This is a genomic window from Xanthobacteraceae bacterium (assembly GCA_019454205.1).
GTDB lineage: Bacteria > Pseudomonadota > Alphaproteobacteria > Rhizobiales > Xanthobacteraceae.
This window is the reverse complement of sequence record CP075369.1, coordinates 1,435,685-1,453,232: the sequence shown is the minus strand read 5'-3', so window position 1 is coordinate 1,453,232 and position 17,548 is coordinate 1,435,685. Positions and strand designations below refer to the sequence as shown.

The 17,548-nt window shown below is 61.6% G+C and carries 19 protein-coding genes; 16 read left to right on the top strand and 3 right to left on the bottom strand.

Annotation, left to right across the window (positions count from 1 at the left end; all coding sequences use genetic code 11):
- The first annotated feature begins 88 nt into the window (after nt 1–88).
- The 7 genes from tpiA to KF794_07110 all read left to right on the top strand — a co-directional run bounded on the left by tpiA (nt 89) and on the right by KF794_07110 (nt 6,511).
- Nucleotides 89–847, top strand: coding sequence for a triose-phosphate isomerase (tpiA, locus tag KF794_07140; GenBank protein ID QYK46438.1), 759 nt, complete (start codon nt 89–91; stop codon nt 845–847).
- 159 nt (nt 848–1,006) lie between these two features.
- Entirely contained in the window at nt 1,007–1,369 is a 363-nt protein-coding gene (secG, locus tag KF794_07135; GenBank protein QYK46437.1) for a preprotein translocase subunit SecG, read from the top strand.
- Between the two features lie 121 nt (nt 1,370–1,490).
- A complete protein-coding gene (locus KF794_07130) occupies nt 1,491–3,119 on the top strand; it encodes a CTP synthase (protein QYK46436.1) in 1,629 nt (542 codons plus the stop codon).
- Between the two features lie 14 nt (nt 3,120–3,133).
- Entirely contained in the window at nt 3,134–3,559 is a 426-nt protein-coding gene (locus KF794_07125; GenBank protein ID QYK46435.1) for a hypothetical protein, read from the top strand.
- Nucleotides 3,560–4,429 (top strand): VOC family protein, encoded by an 870-nt coding sequence (locus KF794_07120; GenBank protein QYK46434.1) that lies wholly within the window; start codon nt 3,560–3,562, stop codon nt 4,427–4,429. It abuts the gene before it with no gap.
- A 33-nt stretch (nt 4,430–4,462) separates the two neighbouring features.
- On the top strand, nt 4,463–5,317 hold the full coding sequence (gene kdsA, locus KF794_07115; GenBank protein ID QYK46433.1) for a 3-deoxy-8-phosphooctulonate synthase: 855 nt from the start codon (nt 4,463–4,465) through the stop codon (nt 5,315–5,317).
- A 24-nt stretch (nt 5,318–5,341) separates the two neighbouring features.
- Entirely contained in the window at nt 5,342–6,511 is a 1,170-nt protein-coding gene (locus KF794_07110; protein QYK46432.1) for an MFS transporter, read from the top strand.
- Here KF794_07110 and KF794_07105 read toward each other — a convergent pair.
- Both KF794_07105 and queF read right to left on the bottom strand, forming a co-directional pair.
- On the bottom strand, nt 6,508–7,434 hold the full coding sequence (locus KF794_07105) for a DUF1835 domain-containing protein (protein ID QYK46431.1): 927 nt from the start codon (nt 7,432–7,434) through the stop codon (nt 6,508–6,510). The genes KF794_07110 and KF794_07105 overlap by 4 nt on opposite strands.
- Nucleotides 7,435–7,447: 13 nt before the next feature.
- On the bottom strand, nt 7,448–7,900 hold the full coding sequence (gene queF, locus KF794_07100) for a preQ(1) synthase (protein QYK46430.1): 453 nt from the start codon (nt 7,898–7,900) through the stop codon (nt 7,448–7,450).
- 6 nt (nt 7,901–7,906) lie between these two features.
- Here queF and KF794_07095 point away from each other — a divergent pair, with 6 nt between their 5' ends.
- The 9 genes from KF794_07095 to KF794_07055 all read left to right on the top strand — a co-directional run bounded on the left by KF794_07095 (nt 7,907) and on the right by KF794_07055 (nt 15,401).
- Nucleotides 7,907–8,323 (top strand): hypothetical protein, encoded by a 417-nt coding sequence (locus KF794_07095; GenBank protein ID QYK46429.1) that lies wholly within the window; start codon nt 7,907–7,909, stop codon nt 8,321–8,323.
- Nucleotides 8,324–8,374: 51 nt separating this feature from the next.
- Complete coding sequence (gene eno, locus KF794_07090; protein ID QYK46428.1) at nt 8,375–9,652, top strand: phosphopyruvate hydratase; 1,278 nt, start codon at nt 8,375–8,377, stop codon at nt 9,650–9,652.
- Nucleotides 9,653–9,716: 64 nt separating this feature from the next.
- Nucleotides 9,717–10,292, top strand: a complete 576-nt coding sequence (locus KF794_07085; GenBank protein ID QYK46427.1) for a hypothetical protein — start codon at nt 9,717–9,719, stop codon at nt 10,290–10,292.
- Between the two features lie 34 nt (nt 10,293–10,326).
- Nucleotides 10,327–10,644 carry a septum formation initiator family protein gene (locus KF794_07080; GenBank protein QYK46426.1) on the top strand — a complete coding sequence of 106 codons (318 nt, stop codon included), beginning with the start codon at nt 10,327–10,329 and terminating at the stop codon, nt 10,642–10,644.
- A gap of 149 nt (nt 10,645–10,793) precedes the next feature.
- Nucleotides 10,794–11,822: a pyruvate dehydrogenase (acetyl-transferring) E1 component subunit alpha gene (gene pdhA / locus KF794_07075; protein ID QYK46425.1), complete on the top strand. Its 1,029-nt coding sequence runs from the start codon at nt 10,794–10,796 to the stop codon at nt 11,820–11,822.
- A gap of 8 nt (nt 11,823–11,830) precedes the next feature.
- Nucleotides 11,831–12,121 (top strand): hypothetical protein, encoded by a 291-nt coding sequence (locus tag KF794_07070; protein QYK46424.1) that lies wholly within the window; start codon nt 11,831–11,833, stop codon nt 12,119–12,121.
- 12 nt (nt 12,122–12,133) lie between these two features.
- The gene (locus KF794_07065) at nt 12,134–13,507 is read left to right on the top strand and encodes a pyruvate dehydrogenase complex E1 component subunit beta (protein ID QYK46423.1); all 1,374 of its coding nucleotides are present in this window, start codon (nt 12,134–12,136) and stop codon (nt 13,505–13,507) included.
- 9 nt (nt 13,508–13,516) lie between these two features.
- Complete coding sequence (locus KF794_07060) at nt 13,517–14,851, top strand: pyruvate dehydrogenase complex dihydrolipoamide acetyltransferase (protein ID QYK46422.1); 1,335 nt, start codon at nt 13,517–13,519, stop codon at nt 14,849–14,851.
- Nucleotides 14,852–14,882: 31 nt separating this feature from the next.
- Nucleotides 14,883–15,401: a hypothetical protein gene (locus KF794_07055; protein QYK46421.1), complete on the top strand. Its 519-nt coding sequence runs from the start codon at nt 14,883–14,885 to the stop codon at nt 15,399–15,401.
- Nucleotides 15,402–15,405: 4 nt separating this feature from the next.
- Here KF794_07055 and KF794_07050 read toward each other — a convergent pair whose 3' ends face one another.
- Complete coding sequence (locus KF794_07050; GenBank protein ID QYK46420.1) at nt 15,406–17,526, bottom strand: TRAP transporter fused permease subunit; 2,121 nt, start codon at nt 17,524–17,526, stop codon at nt 15,406–15,408.
- Nucleotides 17,527–17,548: the final 22 nt, after the last annotated feature.

Below are 17,548 nucleotides of genomic sequence, written 5' to 3'. Positions count from 1 at the left end.
CCGCTGCGGCAACGGTCGCGGTTGCCGCAACGGACGGGGCCTATTAACCCGTTCGGAAAGAGAAAAACAGCGATCTGGGGGGGAGCGAATGAACCGGACACGGCGGCCGCTGGTGGCGGGCAACTGGAAGATGAACGGGCTTACGGCTTCGCTATCCGAACTGGATGCGATCTGCCGGGGCTATTCGCAGGCGCTTGCGGCCAAGACGGAGCTTCTGATCTGCCCGCCGTTCCCGCTGCTTTTCGAGGCCGTCCGCCGCGCCGGAAATAGCGGCGTCGCGATCGGCGCACAGGACTGCCACTCCAAGGCTTCCGGCGCCCACACGGGGGATGTTTCCGCCGAGATGCTGAAAGACGCCGGCGCGCGTTACGTCATCCTCGGCCATTCCGAGCGGCGGGCCGATCACGGCGAAACCGATGCCGTAGTCCGGGCCAAGACCGAAGGCGCGTGGCGGGCGGGCCTGAGTGCCATCGTGTGCGTCGGCGAAAGCAGGGCGCAGCGGGAGGCAGGAGAGGCGATTCCGGTGGTTAGCGCGCAACTGGCGGGGTCGATTCCGGACGGCGCCAGCGGTGCGCGGCTGGTGGTGGCCTATGAACCGGTCTGGGCGATCGGTACGGGGCTGACGCCGACGCCGCAGGACGTGGCTGAGGTTCATACCGCGATCCGAAAGGTACTGGAGGACCGCTTCAGCGGCGAGGCGGGGAATATCCGGGTTCTCTATGGCGGGTCGGTCAAGCCAGACAATGCAAAGACCATTCTTTTTCAGGATAATGTTGATGGTGCGCTGGTCGGTGGCGCCAGCTTAAAATCATCTGATTTTCATGGTATTTCTGGTGCTTACATATAATTTCTAGAGTTATAAATCTCCTTTAAGTCGTTGATCTGATTTCATAGAAAATCACTGTAACGGAATCCGATCAGGCGACGGTTGGACGTGGCGGCCTAATCGTGTATGCCTCGCCGCGAATTTGGCTTTTGCTGTGCCGTTCTCGGCTCCGGAATCTCCATGCAGACTGTTCTGATCGTTATTCACCTGCTGATCGTGCTCGCCCTGATCGGCGTTGTGCTTCTCCAGCGCTCCGAAGGCGGCGGACTGGGAATCGGCGGCGGCAGCGGCGGCTTCATGACCAATCGCGGCACCGCCAACATGCTGACGCGCGCCACCGCGTTGCTGGCGACCGGCTTCTTCATCACCAGTCTTTCGCTCTCGATCCTGGCTGGCTGGCGGCCCGCCGCGCCGACCGTAATCCAGCAGAACCAGCCCGGCGGTCCGGCCGCCCCGGCGCCGCTGAACCCCAATGCGCCGACAATCCTGGAGCAGCTGCAAAAGCAGACGCCGCAGGGACCGCAGGTTCCGCAATCCAAGTAAGTCGAAAGGGCCGGGAAACCGGCCCTTCTTCTTTGGTTTTCGAGGTCACCCGATTTTTCAGTGCAGGGGCGACGTTTTCGCCCTCGCAGAATCGATTCGAGGGGTTTAAGGCTTAAGTCCCATGGCGCGGTACATTTTCATCACCGGCGGCGTGGTCTCCTCCCTCGGCAAGGGTCTCGCTTCAGCAGCGCTCGGCGCGTTGTTGCAGGCGCGTGGCTACAAGGTCCGCCTTCGCAAGCTCGACCCCTATCTCAACGTCGATCCGGGCACGATGAGTCCGTATCAGCACGGCGAGGTGTTCGTAACCGACGACGGCGCGGAGACCGACCTCGACCTCGGTCACTACGAACGCTTCACGGGCGTGCCTGCGAGCAAGCGCGACAACATCACGACCGGGCGCATCTATCAGGAGATTCTCTCGAAGGAGCGCCGCGGCGATTATCTCGGCGCGACCATCCAGGTGATCCCGCACGTCACGAATTCGATCAAGGATTTCGTGCTGGAAGGCAACGATGGCTTCGACTTCGTGCTGGTCGAGATCGGCGGCACGGTCGGCGACATCGAAGGCCTGCCGTTCTTCGAGGCGATCCGGCAACTGAAGAACGAATTGCCGCGCGGTCACTGCATCTACGTCCACCTCACGCTGTTGCCCTACATTCCGAGCGCGGGCGAACTCAAGACGAAGCCGACGCAACATTCGGTGAAGGAACTGCGCTCCATCGGCATCCAGCCGGACATCCTGCTCTGCCGCACCGACCGCGAGATTCCGAAAGAGGAGCGCCGCAAGCTCGGCCTGTTCTGCAACGTGCGCGAAAGCGCGGTGATCGAGGCGCGCGACGCAGATAGTATCTACGCGGTGCCTTCGGCCTATCACGCGGCGGGCCTCGACAACGAAGTGCTCGCGGCGTTCGGCATCACCGACGCGCGCAAACCAGACCTCGCGCGCTGGCAGGTGATCGAGGATCGCGTCCGCAATCCGGAAGGCGACGTGACCATCGCCATCGTCGGCAAATATACCGGACTGAAGGATGCCTATAAGTCGCTGATCGAAGCGCTTTCCCATGGCGGCATCGCCAACAAGGTGAAGGTGAAGCTCGACTGGATCGAGTCCGAGATTTTCGAGAAGGAAGATCCGTCGCCATACCTTGAGCATGTGAACGGTATTCTTGTGCCCGGCGGGTTCGGGCATCGCGGCGCGGAAGGAAAAATCCGCGCGGTGCAATTCGCGCGCGAGCGCAACGTGCCGTATTTCGGAATCTGCTTCGGGATGCAGATGGCGGTGGTGGAAGCCGCGCGCAATCTCGCTGGCATCAACAGCGCTAACTCAACCGAGTTCGGCGCGACGCCGGAACCGGTGGTCGGCCTGCTCACCGAATGGCTACGCGGCAACGAGCGCGAGCGGCGCGAGGCGGGCGGCAATCTCGGCGGCACCATGCGTCTCGGCGCCTATCAGGCGGCGCTCGCGAAAGGCAGCCGCGTCGCGGAGATTTACGGTACCACGCAGATTTCGGAGCGGCATCGCCACCGCTACGAAGTGAATACGATCTATCGCGAGCGCCTCGAAGCGAAAGGTATGCGCTTCTCCGGCATGTCGCCGGACGGCGTGCTCCCCGAAATCATCGAATACCCGGATCACCCGTGGTTCGTCGGGGTGCAATTCCATCCCGAACTGAAGTCGCGTCCGTTCGAGCCGCACCCGTTGTTCTCGTCGTTCGTGGGTGCTGCGGTCGAGCAGAGCCGTCTCGTTTAGTTTCAGGCACGCACGTGGCCGCGCGCGAAATTAAACTCCCGAAGCCCGTCGCAAAAATCTATGAAGCGGTTGCAGAGTTAGATGCTCTTTATAACGGTTTGGGCAGGAAATTTACACCCGACGGCCATCTTGTGGGTTCAATCGGTGAGGTTATTGCTGCGGAACATTTCAATCTAAAACTGCTTCCCGGCTCCACGAGTGTTCATGATGCGGTCGATGAAGATGGATGCTTCGTCCAAATTAAGCTCACCGCAGGAAAGCGAATTGCGCTTAATGCTTGCTGTGATCGGCTGATAGTTTTACGGGTGGTGAATACTGATTTTGCTGAGGTCATTTACGATGGCCCCGGTAAGCCAATTTGGGACGCCGCGGGTGCGATGCAGAAGAATGGCCAGCGGCCAATTGGTCTTGCGACTGTAAAACGATTGGCTGGAGGTTGAATGTCCCGCGGCATCGACCACGTCATCCACCTGGTCCGCGATCTCGACGCGGCTGCTGCAACTTACGAGAAGCTGGGCTTTCTGGTCGGCACGCGGAACAAGCATCCGTTCGGCACGCATAACCGCATCGTGCAACTCGATGGCTCCTACATCGAGATTTTAGAAGTCGCGGAGCCTGAGAAGATTCAAGGCGAGGGCGGGCCGGTTTCGTTCGCGCACTTTCACCGCGACTTTCTCGCCCGGAATGGCGAAGGCCTGAGCGGGCTGGTGCTTTCAAGCGCCGATGCGAATGCCGACAAGGCCATCTTCGACAAGGCAGGCTTTGGCGGATTTCCGGTGTTCGATTTCGGACGGATGGGAAAGCGCCCTGACGGCAGCGAAGCGGAGCTTGCCTTCTCGCTCGCATTCCTGCGCGAGCCGGACTCCTCCGATGCGATGACCTTCGTCTGCCAGCACAAGCGGCCGGAGAATTTCTGGTTCAAGGAATTGCAGGCGCATCCGAACGGTGCGGCGAGCGTGTCCGCTGTGATTTTCACCGCCGACAGCCCTACCGATCAGCAATATTTCTTCCAGACCTGGACCGGCATTCGCGACCCGCGTTCGACTTCGCTCGGCGTAACTTTCGAAACACCGCTCGGCACCGTGCAAGTCACCGAACCCCGTCCGTTCGAGGATGCTTTGGGTTTCATGCCGCCGGTTGCGAAAGGCCTTCGCTTCTCCGCCGCTTGTTTCGCGGGCGATGCTGCGAAACTCCGCGCTGCGGTTGCAAAAAGCGGGCTGTCCGCACAGGAACGGAACGGCCGCCTCGCGATCCATGCCCATGGCGCAGTGCTCGCTTTCGAAGCCGGTACGGCAGGCCAGCCCGGTTGACCCGGCTGGCGGCGCGAAGCATGGTCCGCCGCGATGAATAAGCCCCTTGCCAACCCTGCGCCCAACTCCGTCGTTTCCGCGGGAAACGTGGGTTTCGGCAACGACTTGCCGCTCAGTCTGATTGCCGGTCCATGCCAGATGGAAAGCCGCGCGCACGCGCTCGAAGTCGCAGCCGCGCTCAAGGAGATCGCAGCACGGCTGAACATCGGCCTCGTCTATAAAACCTCGTTCGACAAGGCGAACCGCACCAGCGCGAAAGCCACGCGCGGCATGGGAATGGATGCGGCGCTACCGGTGTTCGCGGAAATCCGCGAGACGCTCGGCCTGCCGACGCTGACCGATGTTCATGAGATCGACCAATGCGCGCGTGCGGCGGAAGTCTGCGACGTGCTGCAAATCCCCGCGTTCCTGTGCCGCCAGACCGATCTCCTGATCGCCGCCGCAAAGACCGGCCGCGTGGTGAACGTGAAGAAGGGGCAATTCCTCGCGCCATGGGACATGAAGAATGTCGTCGAGAAGGTAACGGGTGCGGGTAATCCGAACGTGCTGGTAACGGAGCGCGGCGTTTCCTTTGGGTACAACACGCTGGTCAGCGACATGCGTGCGCTTCCCGTGCTGCGCGATACGGGCGCGCCGGTGATCTTCGATGCGACGCACTCGGTGCAGCAGCCCGGCGGACATGGCACTTCCTCTGGCGGCGAGCGCAAATATGTCGGCGTGCTGGCGCGCGCGGCCGTGGCGGTCGGAGTGGCGGGGGTCTTCATCGAGACGCATCCGGACCCGGACCATGCGCCGTCCGACGGACCGAATATGATCCACATCAAAGACCTTCCGGCGCTGCTCACTGATCTTATGGCGTTCGACAAACTCGCGAAGACGAAGCGTTAGGCGCGGTACTCCGCAGACAAAAACATGAACCGCGCGCTGATCGTCGTAGGCTTTATCGCATTCTCGACCAGCCTGTTCATGCGCGCGATCGATCCGGTCGTACCGGGAATCTCTGCCGAGTTCGGTATCCCCGCCGCCGATGTCGCGTTGCTCGCGACCGCGTTCGCGTTGCCGTTCGCCATCGTGCAACCGCTGCTTGGTCCGGTGAGCGACTTCTTCGGCAAGACGCGGCTGATGATGGCCGGCGTCGGGCTGCTGGTGATCGCAACGCTATCGGGCGCCTTCGCGCCGAACTTCACCTGGCTGCTGATCAGCCGCGCCGTATCCGGTATTGCTGCAGGCGGAATCTTCCCGGCGGGTCTCGCCTTCGTTTCGGACTCGGTCGCGGTCGAACGGCGGCAGGTCGCGCTGGGGCGCTATGTGGCCGCCGCCGTCAGCGGCAACCTGACCGGCGCGTGGGCGGGCGGCATTGTCGGCGACTTCACGAGCTGGCGCGGCGTTCTGATCGCGGCGACGATTTGTGGGCTGATCGCCTTCGCGTTGGGCCTTTGGGGTTTCCGGAACGTGAAACACGAACGCGGCCAGCGTTTCGATTTCGCGTTTGCCGTGAACAGCTATCGCACGGTGTTCTCGAATCCGCGGGCGAAGTGGACCTACCTCGGCGTGCTGTTCGAGGGGGTCGCGATCTTCGGCCTGTTTCCGTTCGTCGCCATTCTGCTGCACGAAGTAGGCGAGTATCGCGCGACGATCGCGGGCTTCGTCATCGCCAGCTTTGCTTTCGGCGGTGCGATGTTCGGACTGATCGTGCCGCAGATGGTGCGCTGGTTCGGCACGCGCGGATTGATGATCTGGGGCGCTGCGATTGCCGCCGTCATGCTTTGCGTCGCGACGCAACGGCTGAGCTGGCCGGTCGAGGCGGCCGTGTTCCTCGTGATGGGTGTCGGCTTCTACATGATGCACAACTGCTTCCAGCTTGCATCATCCGAGATTGCGCCGGCTGCGCGCGGCTCCGCGCTTTCGTTGCATTCGTCGTTCTTCTTCATCGGACACGCAATCGGCCCGGTGTTCTATTATTGGGGACTGAAGCTGCTCGGCATCGCGCCGACATTGCTGCTCGCGGCGGCGTTGATCGCCGTCACCGGATTGATGGGCGCGAAGAAGCTGTTTCCGAAGGATGCGGCTGGCGGCGTCTAGCGCCGCAATACGTCCGGGCCATTGAGATGCACGCCGCCGATCCAGCGGTCTACGCCGTTCAGCTTCACGAAGTCTGCGCGTTCTTCCAGCACAGCTTGTCCGGTCTCGGTGAGGCCGATTTCCGCGTGCGAATATTCGAGCGTCTTGCCTTCGCGGCTGGCGCGCGCGATGCCGCCTTCCGGAATTCCGTGCAGTAGCGGATGCTTGCAGAACGCCAGTGCATCGAGGCGGGAGAAGAAACCGAGATCGCCGAGGAACGGTAAAGCCTCGGTTTGCTGGTAATGGCGAAATGCAAGTGCCGGTGCAACGGCGCCGTCGCGGACAGCGAGCAGCGCTTTTCTTTCGATGCGGCCAAGGCCGTCGCGCGCTCCCGGATATTCTTCGAGCATCCTGAGGAATGCGGCGCGTGCTTCCGGCAATGCGCCGCTTTCGTTCGATAGCGCGATGACCTTGCGGGGGTCGTCTGTGCGAAATGCGGTCCAGAGTACGGAGGCTTCTTCAAGCTGCGCGTCCTGTACCGGCGCGAGCTTCTTCGCCATTTCCTCGATGTGTTTCAGGAGCGGGGGCGCATCCAGCGTCAGCGCGAGCGCGGGGCGCGCGGCTTGCGCATGAAACAGCGCGAGAATCTGGATGAGCTGCAACTGATCGTGCAGATCGGTCTCGAACCAGAGTTCGACCTGATCGGCAGGCGTGATGCGCTCGAAGGCAAGGTCGCGGCGCGTGAAATCTTCGCGCACGCCGTTCATGCCGAACGCCTGCTCGATGTAACGTGCGCGCACGTCTGCCAATGCTTCATCAGAGATGCCGCCGGGAACCGGACCCTCGATCAGCACGTCGCGCCAGATCAGGATTTCGGCGTCGGGAAAGTGGGCGGAAAGGGCGGTCGCGGCGTGGTCGCCGTTGGTGATGATGATTCTTGCCATTGGCCGCGCAGGCTCATCCGCGGCCGCGATAGGGGGCGACGCCCTGATCCGGAATCCATACCCTGGACGGAAGCCGGCCATGCTGCCAGAACACGTCGATCGGCATGCCGCCGCGCGGATACCAGTAGCCGCCGATGCGCAAGTATTTGGGAGAAAGCAATTTTACGAGCTTTTTGCCGATCGCGACGGTGCAATCTTCATGAAACGCGCCGTGATTGCGAAAGCTGGCGAAATACAATTTGAGCGATTTCGACTCCACCAGCCATTTTCGCGGCACGTAGTCGATGACAATATGTGCGAAATCCGGTTGGCCGGTGATCGGGCACAGGGCCGTAAACTCTGGAGTTACGAATCGAGCCGCATAATCCGTATCCGGATGTGGGTTGGGCACGCGGTCCAACGTCGCCTGATCCGGGGAGGAAGGAACAGGGGTAGGGACACCGAGTTTCAAGTTTTTATGGGGCATAGCCTTATGAAGCTGGAATATCGCGGCCTGTCCAGTTCGAGACGCGAGCGCCTCAAGCGCCCCGGCCTGTCTTCTTTTGGCTTTCTCGACTTCCTCGCAGCCTCGCTGCTGATCTTCGTGTTGTCCTGGTACTTCGTGGCGCCTTCGACCATCGAAAGGGTGGTCGATTGGGTCGTTTACGAACCGGCCAACAACTCCTTCGCATCGCTTCGCTGCATCGACGAGCGGACCACGCAGTACCAGTTCACGAAAAGCCGCGACGTGACGGAGTTAAAGGACTCCGTTCGGCTGGTCCGTTACGCGGACCTCGAGCGGTATGCGAGGCCTCAGCCCGACGCAGGCTGTCACGCCGTACGCGGCTTCACCGATGCGGTACCTCGCTGGGAGTTCTACTTCGGCTGGATTGCACGAAGCACCGGCTAGGCTTCGGGTCTTTGCGCGGGGCACGCAGTTCGGGTAGAAGCCCTGCCCATCATGACCGCAATCACCGACATCCTCGCCCGCGAAATTCTCGACAGCCGTGGCTTTCCCACCGTCGAGGTAGAAGTCCGCCTTGAAGACGGTGCACTCGGACGCGCTGCCGTACCGTCCGGTGCATCCACCGGCGCGCACGAAGCTGTCGAACTGCGAGACGGCGACAAGAAGCGCTACGGCGGCAAGGGCGTGCTGAACGCCGTCGCATCCGTGAACGGCGAAATCTTCGACACCGTCGGCGGGCTGGATGCCGAGGAACAGGTCAAGATCGACGAAGCGATGATCGCGCTCGACGGCACGCCGAATAAAGGCCGCCTCGGTGCGAACGCCATCCTCGGCGTGTCGCTGGCGGTCGCGAAGGCGGCGGCCGAGTCCGCCGGGATGCCGCTCTATCGCTATATCGGCGGCGTGAGCGCGCGCGTGCTTCCGGTGCCGATGATGAACATCGTCAACGGCGGCGCGCATGCCGACAATCCGATCGACTTCCAGGAATTCATGATCATGCCGGCGGGCGCGGAGACGTTCTCCGAGGCGCTGCGTATCGGCTCAGAAATCTTCCACACACTGAAGAAGGCGCTCAAGGAAGCAGGCCACAACACAAACGTCGGTGACGAAGGCGGCTTCGCGCCGAACCTGAAAGATGCCGACGCGGCGCTCGGCTTCGTGATGAAATCCATCGAAGCGGCTGGATACAAGCCGGGCAGCGATGTGTTCCTAGCGCTCGACTGCGCCTCGACCGAGTTCTTCAAGAACGGCAAGTACGAATACGAAGGCGAAGGCAAAAGCCGCACGCCGGAGCAGCAGGCGGATTATCTCGCCGATCTCTGCAAACGCTATCCCATCGTCTCCATCGAAGACGGTATGTCCGAGGACGACTGGGCTGGCTGGAAAATCCTGACCGACAAGATCGGCGCGAAGGTGCAGCTTGTCGGCGACGACCTGTTCGTCACCAACGAGAAGCGTCTGCGCGACGGCATTACCAAGGGCGTCGGCAACGCCATCCTCGTCAAGGTCAACCAGATCGGCACGCTCACCGAAACGCTGGCCGCGGTGGATACCGCGCAGCGCGCGGGCTATCGCGCGGTGATGTCCCACCGCTCCGGCGAGACCGAGGACGCGACGATTGCCGACCTCGCGGTCGCGACCAACTGCGGACAGATCAAGACCGGTTCGCTGGCGCGTTCCGACCGCACTGCAAAATACAACCAGTTGCTTCGCATTGAGCACGAACTCGGTGCGCAGGCGCGCTACGGCGGACGGGCTGCCCTGAAGTTGTGATCGCGGCGGAAGTCCGCCACGATACCGCTCCAATCTCTCCGAACATTACAAAGAGGAGGGCGGCATGGCGAAATCTTCCGGGCACTATCGCAAGATGGCCTTCGCGGCCATTTCGTTCCTTGTCTTTGCCGTGGCGCTCGTTTCCGTCGGCACGAATTACGGTCTGCCCGAAGCGCCCGAAATCGCCATTCCCGCAGCGAACCTGCTTTTGCCGGAGACCTCGCCGGAGATTCCGGGCCGGACGAGGAACGAGATTGCGCCGAATAAATACTCGCCGAGCTATTCTAATTTTTCCGGAAGCTTCTGGGAATATCCGGTCTATCGCGGCACGACATTCTACCAAGCTGCGCCGACCGGACCGAACGTGAATGTGGAAGTGCCTTCGCTCGATGTGGACTCGCTACTTCCCGGCAATCCCGTCACGGGGCTTGGCGATGCGCTGAAAAGCGCTCCGGTTACCGTGCAGGATCAGGGCCGCAAGGTTGGCGATGCGATCACGCAGTCCGGTCAGGACTTGCCGAAGCAGCTTCCGGTCACGATCCGTCCGCCGGGCGGAGATGCCACGAATGCGCTCAACCCGGCCGTGCCTGCGCTGCCGAATGTTCCCAATGCAGTGCCGGGTGGCCTGATCCGCCGTTAACGCCCGGGCAACCGCCAGCCGCCATAAAGGCGGGATGGTCACGCGCACCCGTCTCGGCCGGTTTTTTCGTGTGTTCGCGCTTTACTGCGTGGCCGCCGCGCTGATCGGCTATTTCGCGTTTCACGCCCAGCACGGCAATTACGGTATCGAGGCAGGCCGGGCGCTCAGGGAAGAGATTACGCGCCTGAAACTTGAACGTGACCGGTTGGTCACAGAGCGCACGGCGCTGGAGCGGCGCAATTCACTGTTGCGCACGGACCGTATCGATCCCGACCTGCTCGAAGAACTGGCGCGGCGTGACCTCGCTTTTGCGATGCCAAACGACCTCATCATGGTGCTGAAGCGCCAATAAACGGCGTTTCGCAATCCTGTGTCGCGCTCCGCGCGGCCCGTGAAATTTCCTTTAGTTTCAGGCGCATCGGTCATGCACCGCACGGTTCGGCGGTAGCGCGAACGCGGAATATCGGGTAAGAAATTTCATCCGCGAGAACGAGCAGGAAAATGCCCGCCGCCGCCAAAGCAGACAGCACATCGAAATCCGCGCCGCGCACCGCCAAGGCCGCGCCGGCCGCATGGGGCAAATCGGAAGAACTCGCGGCCTACCGCGAAATGCTCCTTATCCGCCGCTTTGAAGAGAAGGCGGGCCAACTCTACGGCATGGGTCTGATTGGCGGCTTCTGCCACCTCTACATCGGACAGGAAGCGGTCGTGATCGGGATGCAGATGGCCCTCAAGCAGGGCGATCAGGTCATCACCGCATACCGCGACCATGGCCACATGCTCGCCTGCGGAATGGACGCCAAAGGCGTCATGGCCGAACTCACCGGCCGCCGCGGAGGCTACTCCAAGGGCAAGGGCGGCTCGATGCACATGTTCTCGACCGAGAAGCATTTCTACGGCGGGCACGGCATCGTCGGCGCGCAGGTTTCGCTTGGGACCGGCATCGCCTTCGCGAACCGCTACCGCGAGAACGGCAATGTATGCCTGACCTATTTCGGCGACGGCGCGGCGAACCAGGGGCAGGTCTACGAGAGCTTCAACATGGCGGAGCTTTGGAAGCTCCCCGTGATCTACATCATCGAGAACAATAAATACGCGATGGGCACTGCCGTATCGCGCGCGTCGGCGCAGCAGGATTTCTCGAAGCGCGGCGTTTCCTTCAATATTCCCGGCGAACAGGTGGACGGCATGGACGTGCGGGCCGTCTATGAAGCGGGATTGCGCGCGGTCGAGTTCGCACGCGAAGGCAACGGCCCGTTCATTCTCGAAATGCAGACCTACCGCTATCGCGGCCACTCCATGTCCGATCCCGCGAAGTATCGCGCGAAGGAGGAAGTGGAGAAGGTCCGCACGCAGCAGGATCCCATCGAGAAGGTCCGCGCGCGCGTGCTGGAGAAGAAGCTCGCGACCGAGGACGAGATCAAGAAGATCGACGCGGAAATCCGCGCTATCGTCAACGACTCCGCGGAGTTCGCCACCAACGATCAGGAGCCGGATCCGTCCGAACTGATGACGGATATTCTGCGGTAGGGCGTAGCATGGCCGGTACCTCCTTCATCGTTGCCTATGTCGCCGTGATCGCGGCGTTCGTATGCTGGGGCGTCGGTATATTCTTCTATATCCGCACCCATGCGCAGCTCTCTCCGGCCGACTCCCATCTGCGCGGGTCATTGTTCTTCGCCTGGATGTTCACCTTCGGAAAACTGAGCGGCGATGCGCGCGAGAGCGCGCGCAAGGTGAACATGGCGATGATCGGATTCTTCTTCAGTCTGCTGACTGCCATCGGCGCCTGGTATGCGGCGCTATTCTTCGCCACCACGGGACGATAAGCGGGAAACGCAATGCCGATCGAAGTTCTCATGCCCGCTCTTTCTCCCACGATGGAAAAGGGCAACCTCGCGAAATGGCTGAAAGCCGAAGGCGACGACGTGAAGGCGGGCGACGTCATCGCGGAAATCGAGACCGACAAGGCGACGATGGAAGTCGAGGCAGTCGATGAGGGCAAGCTCGGAAAAATCCTGATCCCCGAAGGCACGCAGGACGTTGCCGTCAACACGCCGATTGCGCTGATCCTCGGCGAAGGCGAAAGCGCCGATGCAGCGAGCGCGCCTGCGCCGAAGAAGGCCGCCGCGCCTGCCAGGCAAGCGGAAGCGACGCTGGAGAAGCGCGAAGCTCCAGCCGAGAAGCCGGTCGAGGCAGCGCCGGTCGAAGTTGACGTGCCGGAAGGCACCGAGATGGTGAACCAGACCGTACGCGAAGCGTTGCGCGATGCGATGGCGGAAGAAATGCGCCGCGACCCCGATGTCTTCGTCATGGGCGAGGAAGTCGCGGAGTATCAGGGCGCGTACAAGGTCACGCAGGGACTGTTGCAGGAATTCGGCGCAAGGCGCGTGATCGATACGCCGATCACCGAACACGGCTTTACCGGCGTCGGCGTTGGCGCGGGCTTCGCCGGCCTCAAGCCCATCGTCGAATTCATGACCTTCAATTTCTCGATGCAGGCCATCGACCAGATCGTGAACTCGGCAGCGAAGACGCTCTACATGTCGGGCGGCCAAATCGGCTGCTCCATCGTATTCCGCGGGCCGAATGGTGCGGCCGCGCGCGTTGCCGCGCAGCACAGTCAGGACTTCGCGTCGTGGTACGCGCATGTGCCGGGGCTGAAAGTGGTTTCGCCTTACACGGCTGCGGACGCCAAGGGTCTGCTGAAAGCCGCGATCCGCGATCCGAACCCGGTGATCTTCCTTGAGAACGAAATCCTCTACGGCAAGTCGTTCCCGGTGCCGAAGCTAGACGATTACATCGTGCCCATCGGCAAGGCCAAGGTGGTGCGGCCCGGCAAGGACGTGACCATCCTGTCGTGGTCCATCGGCATGACCTACGCGCTGGAAGCGGCGGAAGAACTTGCGAAGAAGCACATCTTCGCGGAAGTGATCGACCTTCGCACCATCCGTCCGCTCGATGTCGCGACCATCGTGGAGTCGGTGAAGAAGACCGGCCGTTGCGTCACCGTGGAAGAAGGCTGGCCGCAATTCGGCGTCGGCTCGGAAATCGCGGCGCGCATCATGGACGAAGCATTCGATTATCTCGACGCTCCGGTGAAGCGCGTGACCGGCGAAGACGTGCCGATGCCTTACGCCGCCAACCTCGAAAAACTCGCGCTGCCGAGCGTGGCGAAAGTCGTCGCCGCCGCCCGCGCCGTGACCTATCGCTGAGCGCGCGCCATGCCCGTCAACATCCTCATGCCCGCGCTTTCGCCCACGATGGAGAAGGGCAATCTCGCGAAGTGGCTGAAAAAAGAGGGCGACAAGGTCAAGGCTGGCGACGTGATCGCCGAAATCGAGACCGACAAAGCGACGATGGAAGTCGAGGCGGTCGACGAAGGCACGATTGCGAAAATCATGGTCGCGGAAGGTACCGCCGATGTCCCGGTCAATCAGGTGATTGCCGTGCTGGCCGAAGAAGGCGAGGACGCGAGCGCGGCGGCGAAGTCGGCCGGTTCTGCTCCGTCGCCGAGACCGCAGGCCGCGGCAGCCGCTCCGAAAGTGCAGGCCGAGGAAAAGAAACCGGAAGCCGCGCCGCAGCCGGTGATGGCCGCGCCTGCCGTAAAGGCGAATGGCAGCGGCGGAAGAATTTTCTCCTCGCCGCTTGCGCGCCGCCTTGCAAAGGACGCAGGCGTCGATCTTTCGCAAGTGACAGGCACCGGGCCGCATGGCCGCATCATTGCGCGTGACGTCGAAGGCGCGCGCGGCAGCGGTACGGCGCAGATACGCGCGCCGCAGCCCGGCAGCGCTCCCGTGGCTCCCGGCGTCTCTACGCCAAGCGACGAGCAGATCAGGGCGCAATACGAAGCTGGTAGTTTCGAGACGATCCCACACGATTCCATGCGCAAGATCATCGCGCGGCGTCTGCTGGAATCGAAACTCACCATTCCGCATTTCTACCTGAACGCCGATGTAGAGCTGACCTCGCTGCTTCGCGTGCGCGAGGAAATCAACGCGACCGCGCCGAAGGACCAGGATGGCAAACCCGCGTTCAAGCTCTCGGTGAATGATTTCATCATCAAGGGGCTGGCACTGGCGTTGCAAAAAGTGCCCGACGCGAACGTGACGTGGACCGAGTCCGCGATGCTGAAGCACAAACATTCGGACGTTGGCGTGGCCGTCGCCATTCCGGGCGGGCTGGTGACGCCCGTTATTCGTCATGCCGAAGGCAAGTCGCTCTCTGCCATCTCCGGCGAGATGAAGGATTATGCCACGCGCGCGAAGAACAAGAAGCTGAAACCTACCGAATTCCTCGGCGGCGCCACCGCGATCTCCAACCTCGGCATGTATGGCGTCCGCGACTTTGCGGCCGTCATCAACCCGCCGCACGCGACCATCCTCGCGGTTGGCGCGGGCGAGAAACGCGCGTTGGTGCGTGACGGCGAAATCGTCGTCGCTGACGTAATGACGGTCACGCTTTCCTGCGATCACCGGGCGGTGGACGGCGCGCTCGGTGCGCAACTGCTTGCCGCCTTCAAGGCCGCGATCGAGAAGCCGCTTTCCTTGATGTTGTGATATAGATGCGAGACCTGCTGGGGTCTCGATCATGGCCGATTCCGGAAATCCGCAAGGCGGCAAAAGCAACGCGAATACGCTTGCCTATATTTCGTTCTTCGTCGCTGCGCTGTCGCTGGTGACGTCGATGTATCAGGGTTACCTGAACACGCGCTTCGTCGAGATCGTGCAGTCCAACGTGGCGCGCGGCGAGACTGCGCGCATTTGCAAGGATCTGATCGACGGCTATTTCCAGATCAAATTCAGGACGGCCGCACTGGCCGCCGCGGTGCAGCGCGACAAAGACACGAATTCGTCAGCCGTAATCTCCGCTTTGTCGGAGGCGCAGAATGCGGCCAGCCGCTTCGCAGCTTACGGCACTTACCTCGCAAACTTTTTGGGCGAGCAGAAGCGTTCGGAATACACCGCACTCTCGAACGAACTGGCGCGCATCGTCGGCGAAGCGCAACGGCCGGCAACTGCCGATGTATCGGCATTGTTCGAAAAGGCCGACGCACTTTTCGGCGTAATGAACGCCGATTGCGTAAAAAACGCGACCACGCGGTTCTAGCGGATCAGGTTTTCGCCATCGCCTCCGGCGTGCGCTTACGCTCGAACCATTGGTAGCCGAGGACTAAAGCGGCAACAACGAAACCTGCGATGTCGGTCCAGAGATAGGGCGCCACCAGCAGCAGCCCCCCGGCTGCGAGCAAGGCGCGTTGCCACATGTTGGCGCGGCTCAGGAAATAACCGTGCAACCCGCCCGCGAGTAACGCGATGCCGAGTACGGCAAGCACGAAGCGCCAGATAATCCATGTCCAGCTATCGTGGATCATCAAAAGTGCCGGCTCGTACACGAACATGAACGGTACGATGAACCCCGCAGCGCCGACCTTCACTGCGGCCCAGCCGCTTCGCCACAGGTCCGCTTTCGCGATGCCGGCCGCCGCGAATACGGCGAGCGCGACCGGAGGCGTGATCGCCGAGAGCACGGCGAAGTAGAACGCGAACATGTGCGCCGCTTCTTCGCGCACACCGAGCTTGATAATCGCGGGGATCAGCAGCGCGGTCAGGATGATGTACGCGGGTGTCGTCGGCATGCCCATGCCGAGGACGATTGCGGCAATCATGGTCGCGATCAGTGCGAGCAGCAGGTATTCTTTCGAAAGCCCGACGACAAACTGGGTGAAGTCGATGCCGACGCCGGTCAGGTTGACCACGCCGATCACGATGCCTGCGCAAGCGCATGCCATCGCGACACCGAGAGCATTCTTCGCGCCGTCTACGAATGCTTCGATAATCGCCATGCCCTGCATCGGCAGCAGAACGATGCGGTGACGTACTGCATGATGCCATGCGAGGATGATTGCTGTGAAAATCGCGGCTTCGATGAAAGGATGGAACGGTGTGTAAGCCGGCAGACCATCAAGCAGGCTCGAAATTGCAGCCCAGAAAGAGTCGGTAAAGCCGTTCTTCAGAAATGGAATGGAAGGAAGCGCCGCGATTACCGGCGGAGCGATTACCGAGAGAACCTTCAGGACCGGGTAAGCCAGCAACGCGCGCGGACCCCACCAAGCCATCGGGAAGCAGAACAACGTACCCGCCAGCGCAGCCAGCGGCGCGCTGTATCCGGAATACATCACGATAAGGATGATCAGCACAGGTATGAACAGATGCCCGCGTTCGACCATCACGCGGGGAAGGTATGGCAATTCCGAGCGCGGCACGCCGAGAATGTGGTGCCGTTTCGCTTCGAAATGAACGGCGCAAAAACAAGCGACGTAATAAAGAATGGCGGGAATAACCGCCCAGATCACGACCTGGCCGTAGCCGACCTGCAAATTCTGCGCGAGCAGGAATGCCGCGGCGCCCATGATTGGCGGCATGATTTGCCCGCCGGTTGATGCGGTCGCTTCTACGCCTGCTGCGAAGTGCGGCGGGAAGCCGGTGCGCTTCATCAGCGGAATCGAAATTGGTCCGTCAACCATCACGTTGGCGACGGCGCTGCCGGAAATCGTGCCAAACATGCTGGAACTGACGACGGAAACCTTGCCGGGACCGCCTGCGGTATGGCCGGTCAGCGACATCGCGAAGTCCATGAAAAGCTGGCCGGTGCCGGTGCGCTCCATGAAGCTGCCGAACAGCACGAAGATCAGCACGTAGGTCGCCGAAACCGCGATCGGAATTCCGAAAATGCCTTCGGTGCCCAGATACACCTGTTCGAGAATGCGGGTCGGTTCCTTGCCGAATTTGTAAAAGGCATAAGCAAGGAAAATCGCGGCAGTGATCGGCAGCGCAAGACCGATGACGCGTCTGGTCGCTTCCAGAACGGCCGCGATCATGATGACGGACATCGCGATCTCGGTCGTGGTCATCGGCTCCACGCCGAACGGAATGCGCTCGTCGATGTAGCGCTGGTTCCAGAGAATGTAGAGGACCGGAATAATTCCGATCACGGCGACGAGATAATCGACGAACTTAGGAGGCGATCCGTCCTTCTGCGCAAACGTGCCGTAAAGCAGCAACGTGAGCGTCATTGCGAACAGCACATGCATGCCGCGGAAGGTCAGCGCCTCGGCGGAACCGAGCACGATGATGCCGATATGGTAGAGGCCCATCGCCAACGAAATGGCGACAACAGCTATGCGAAACAGCCCCGCATGGCTGAAGAGCGGGTTTGCAGTCGTTATGCTCATGGGAACCGCCAGAAAAAGTGCG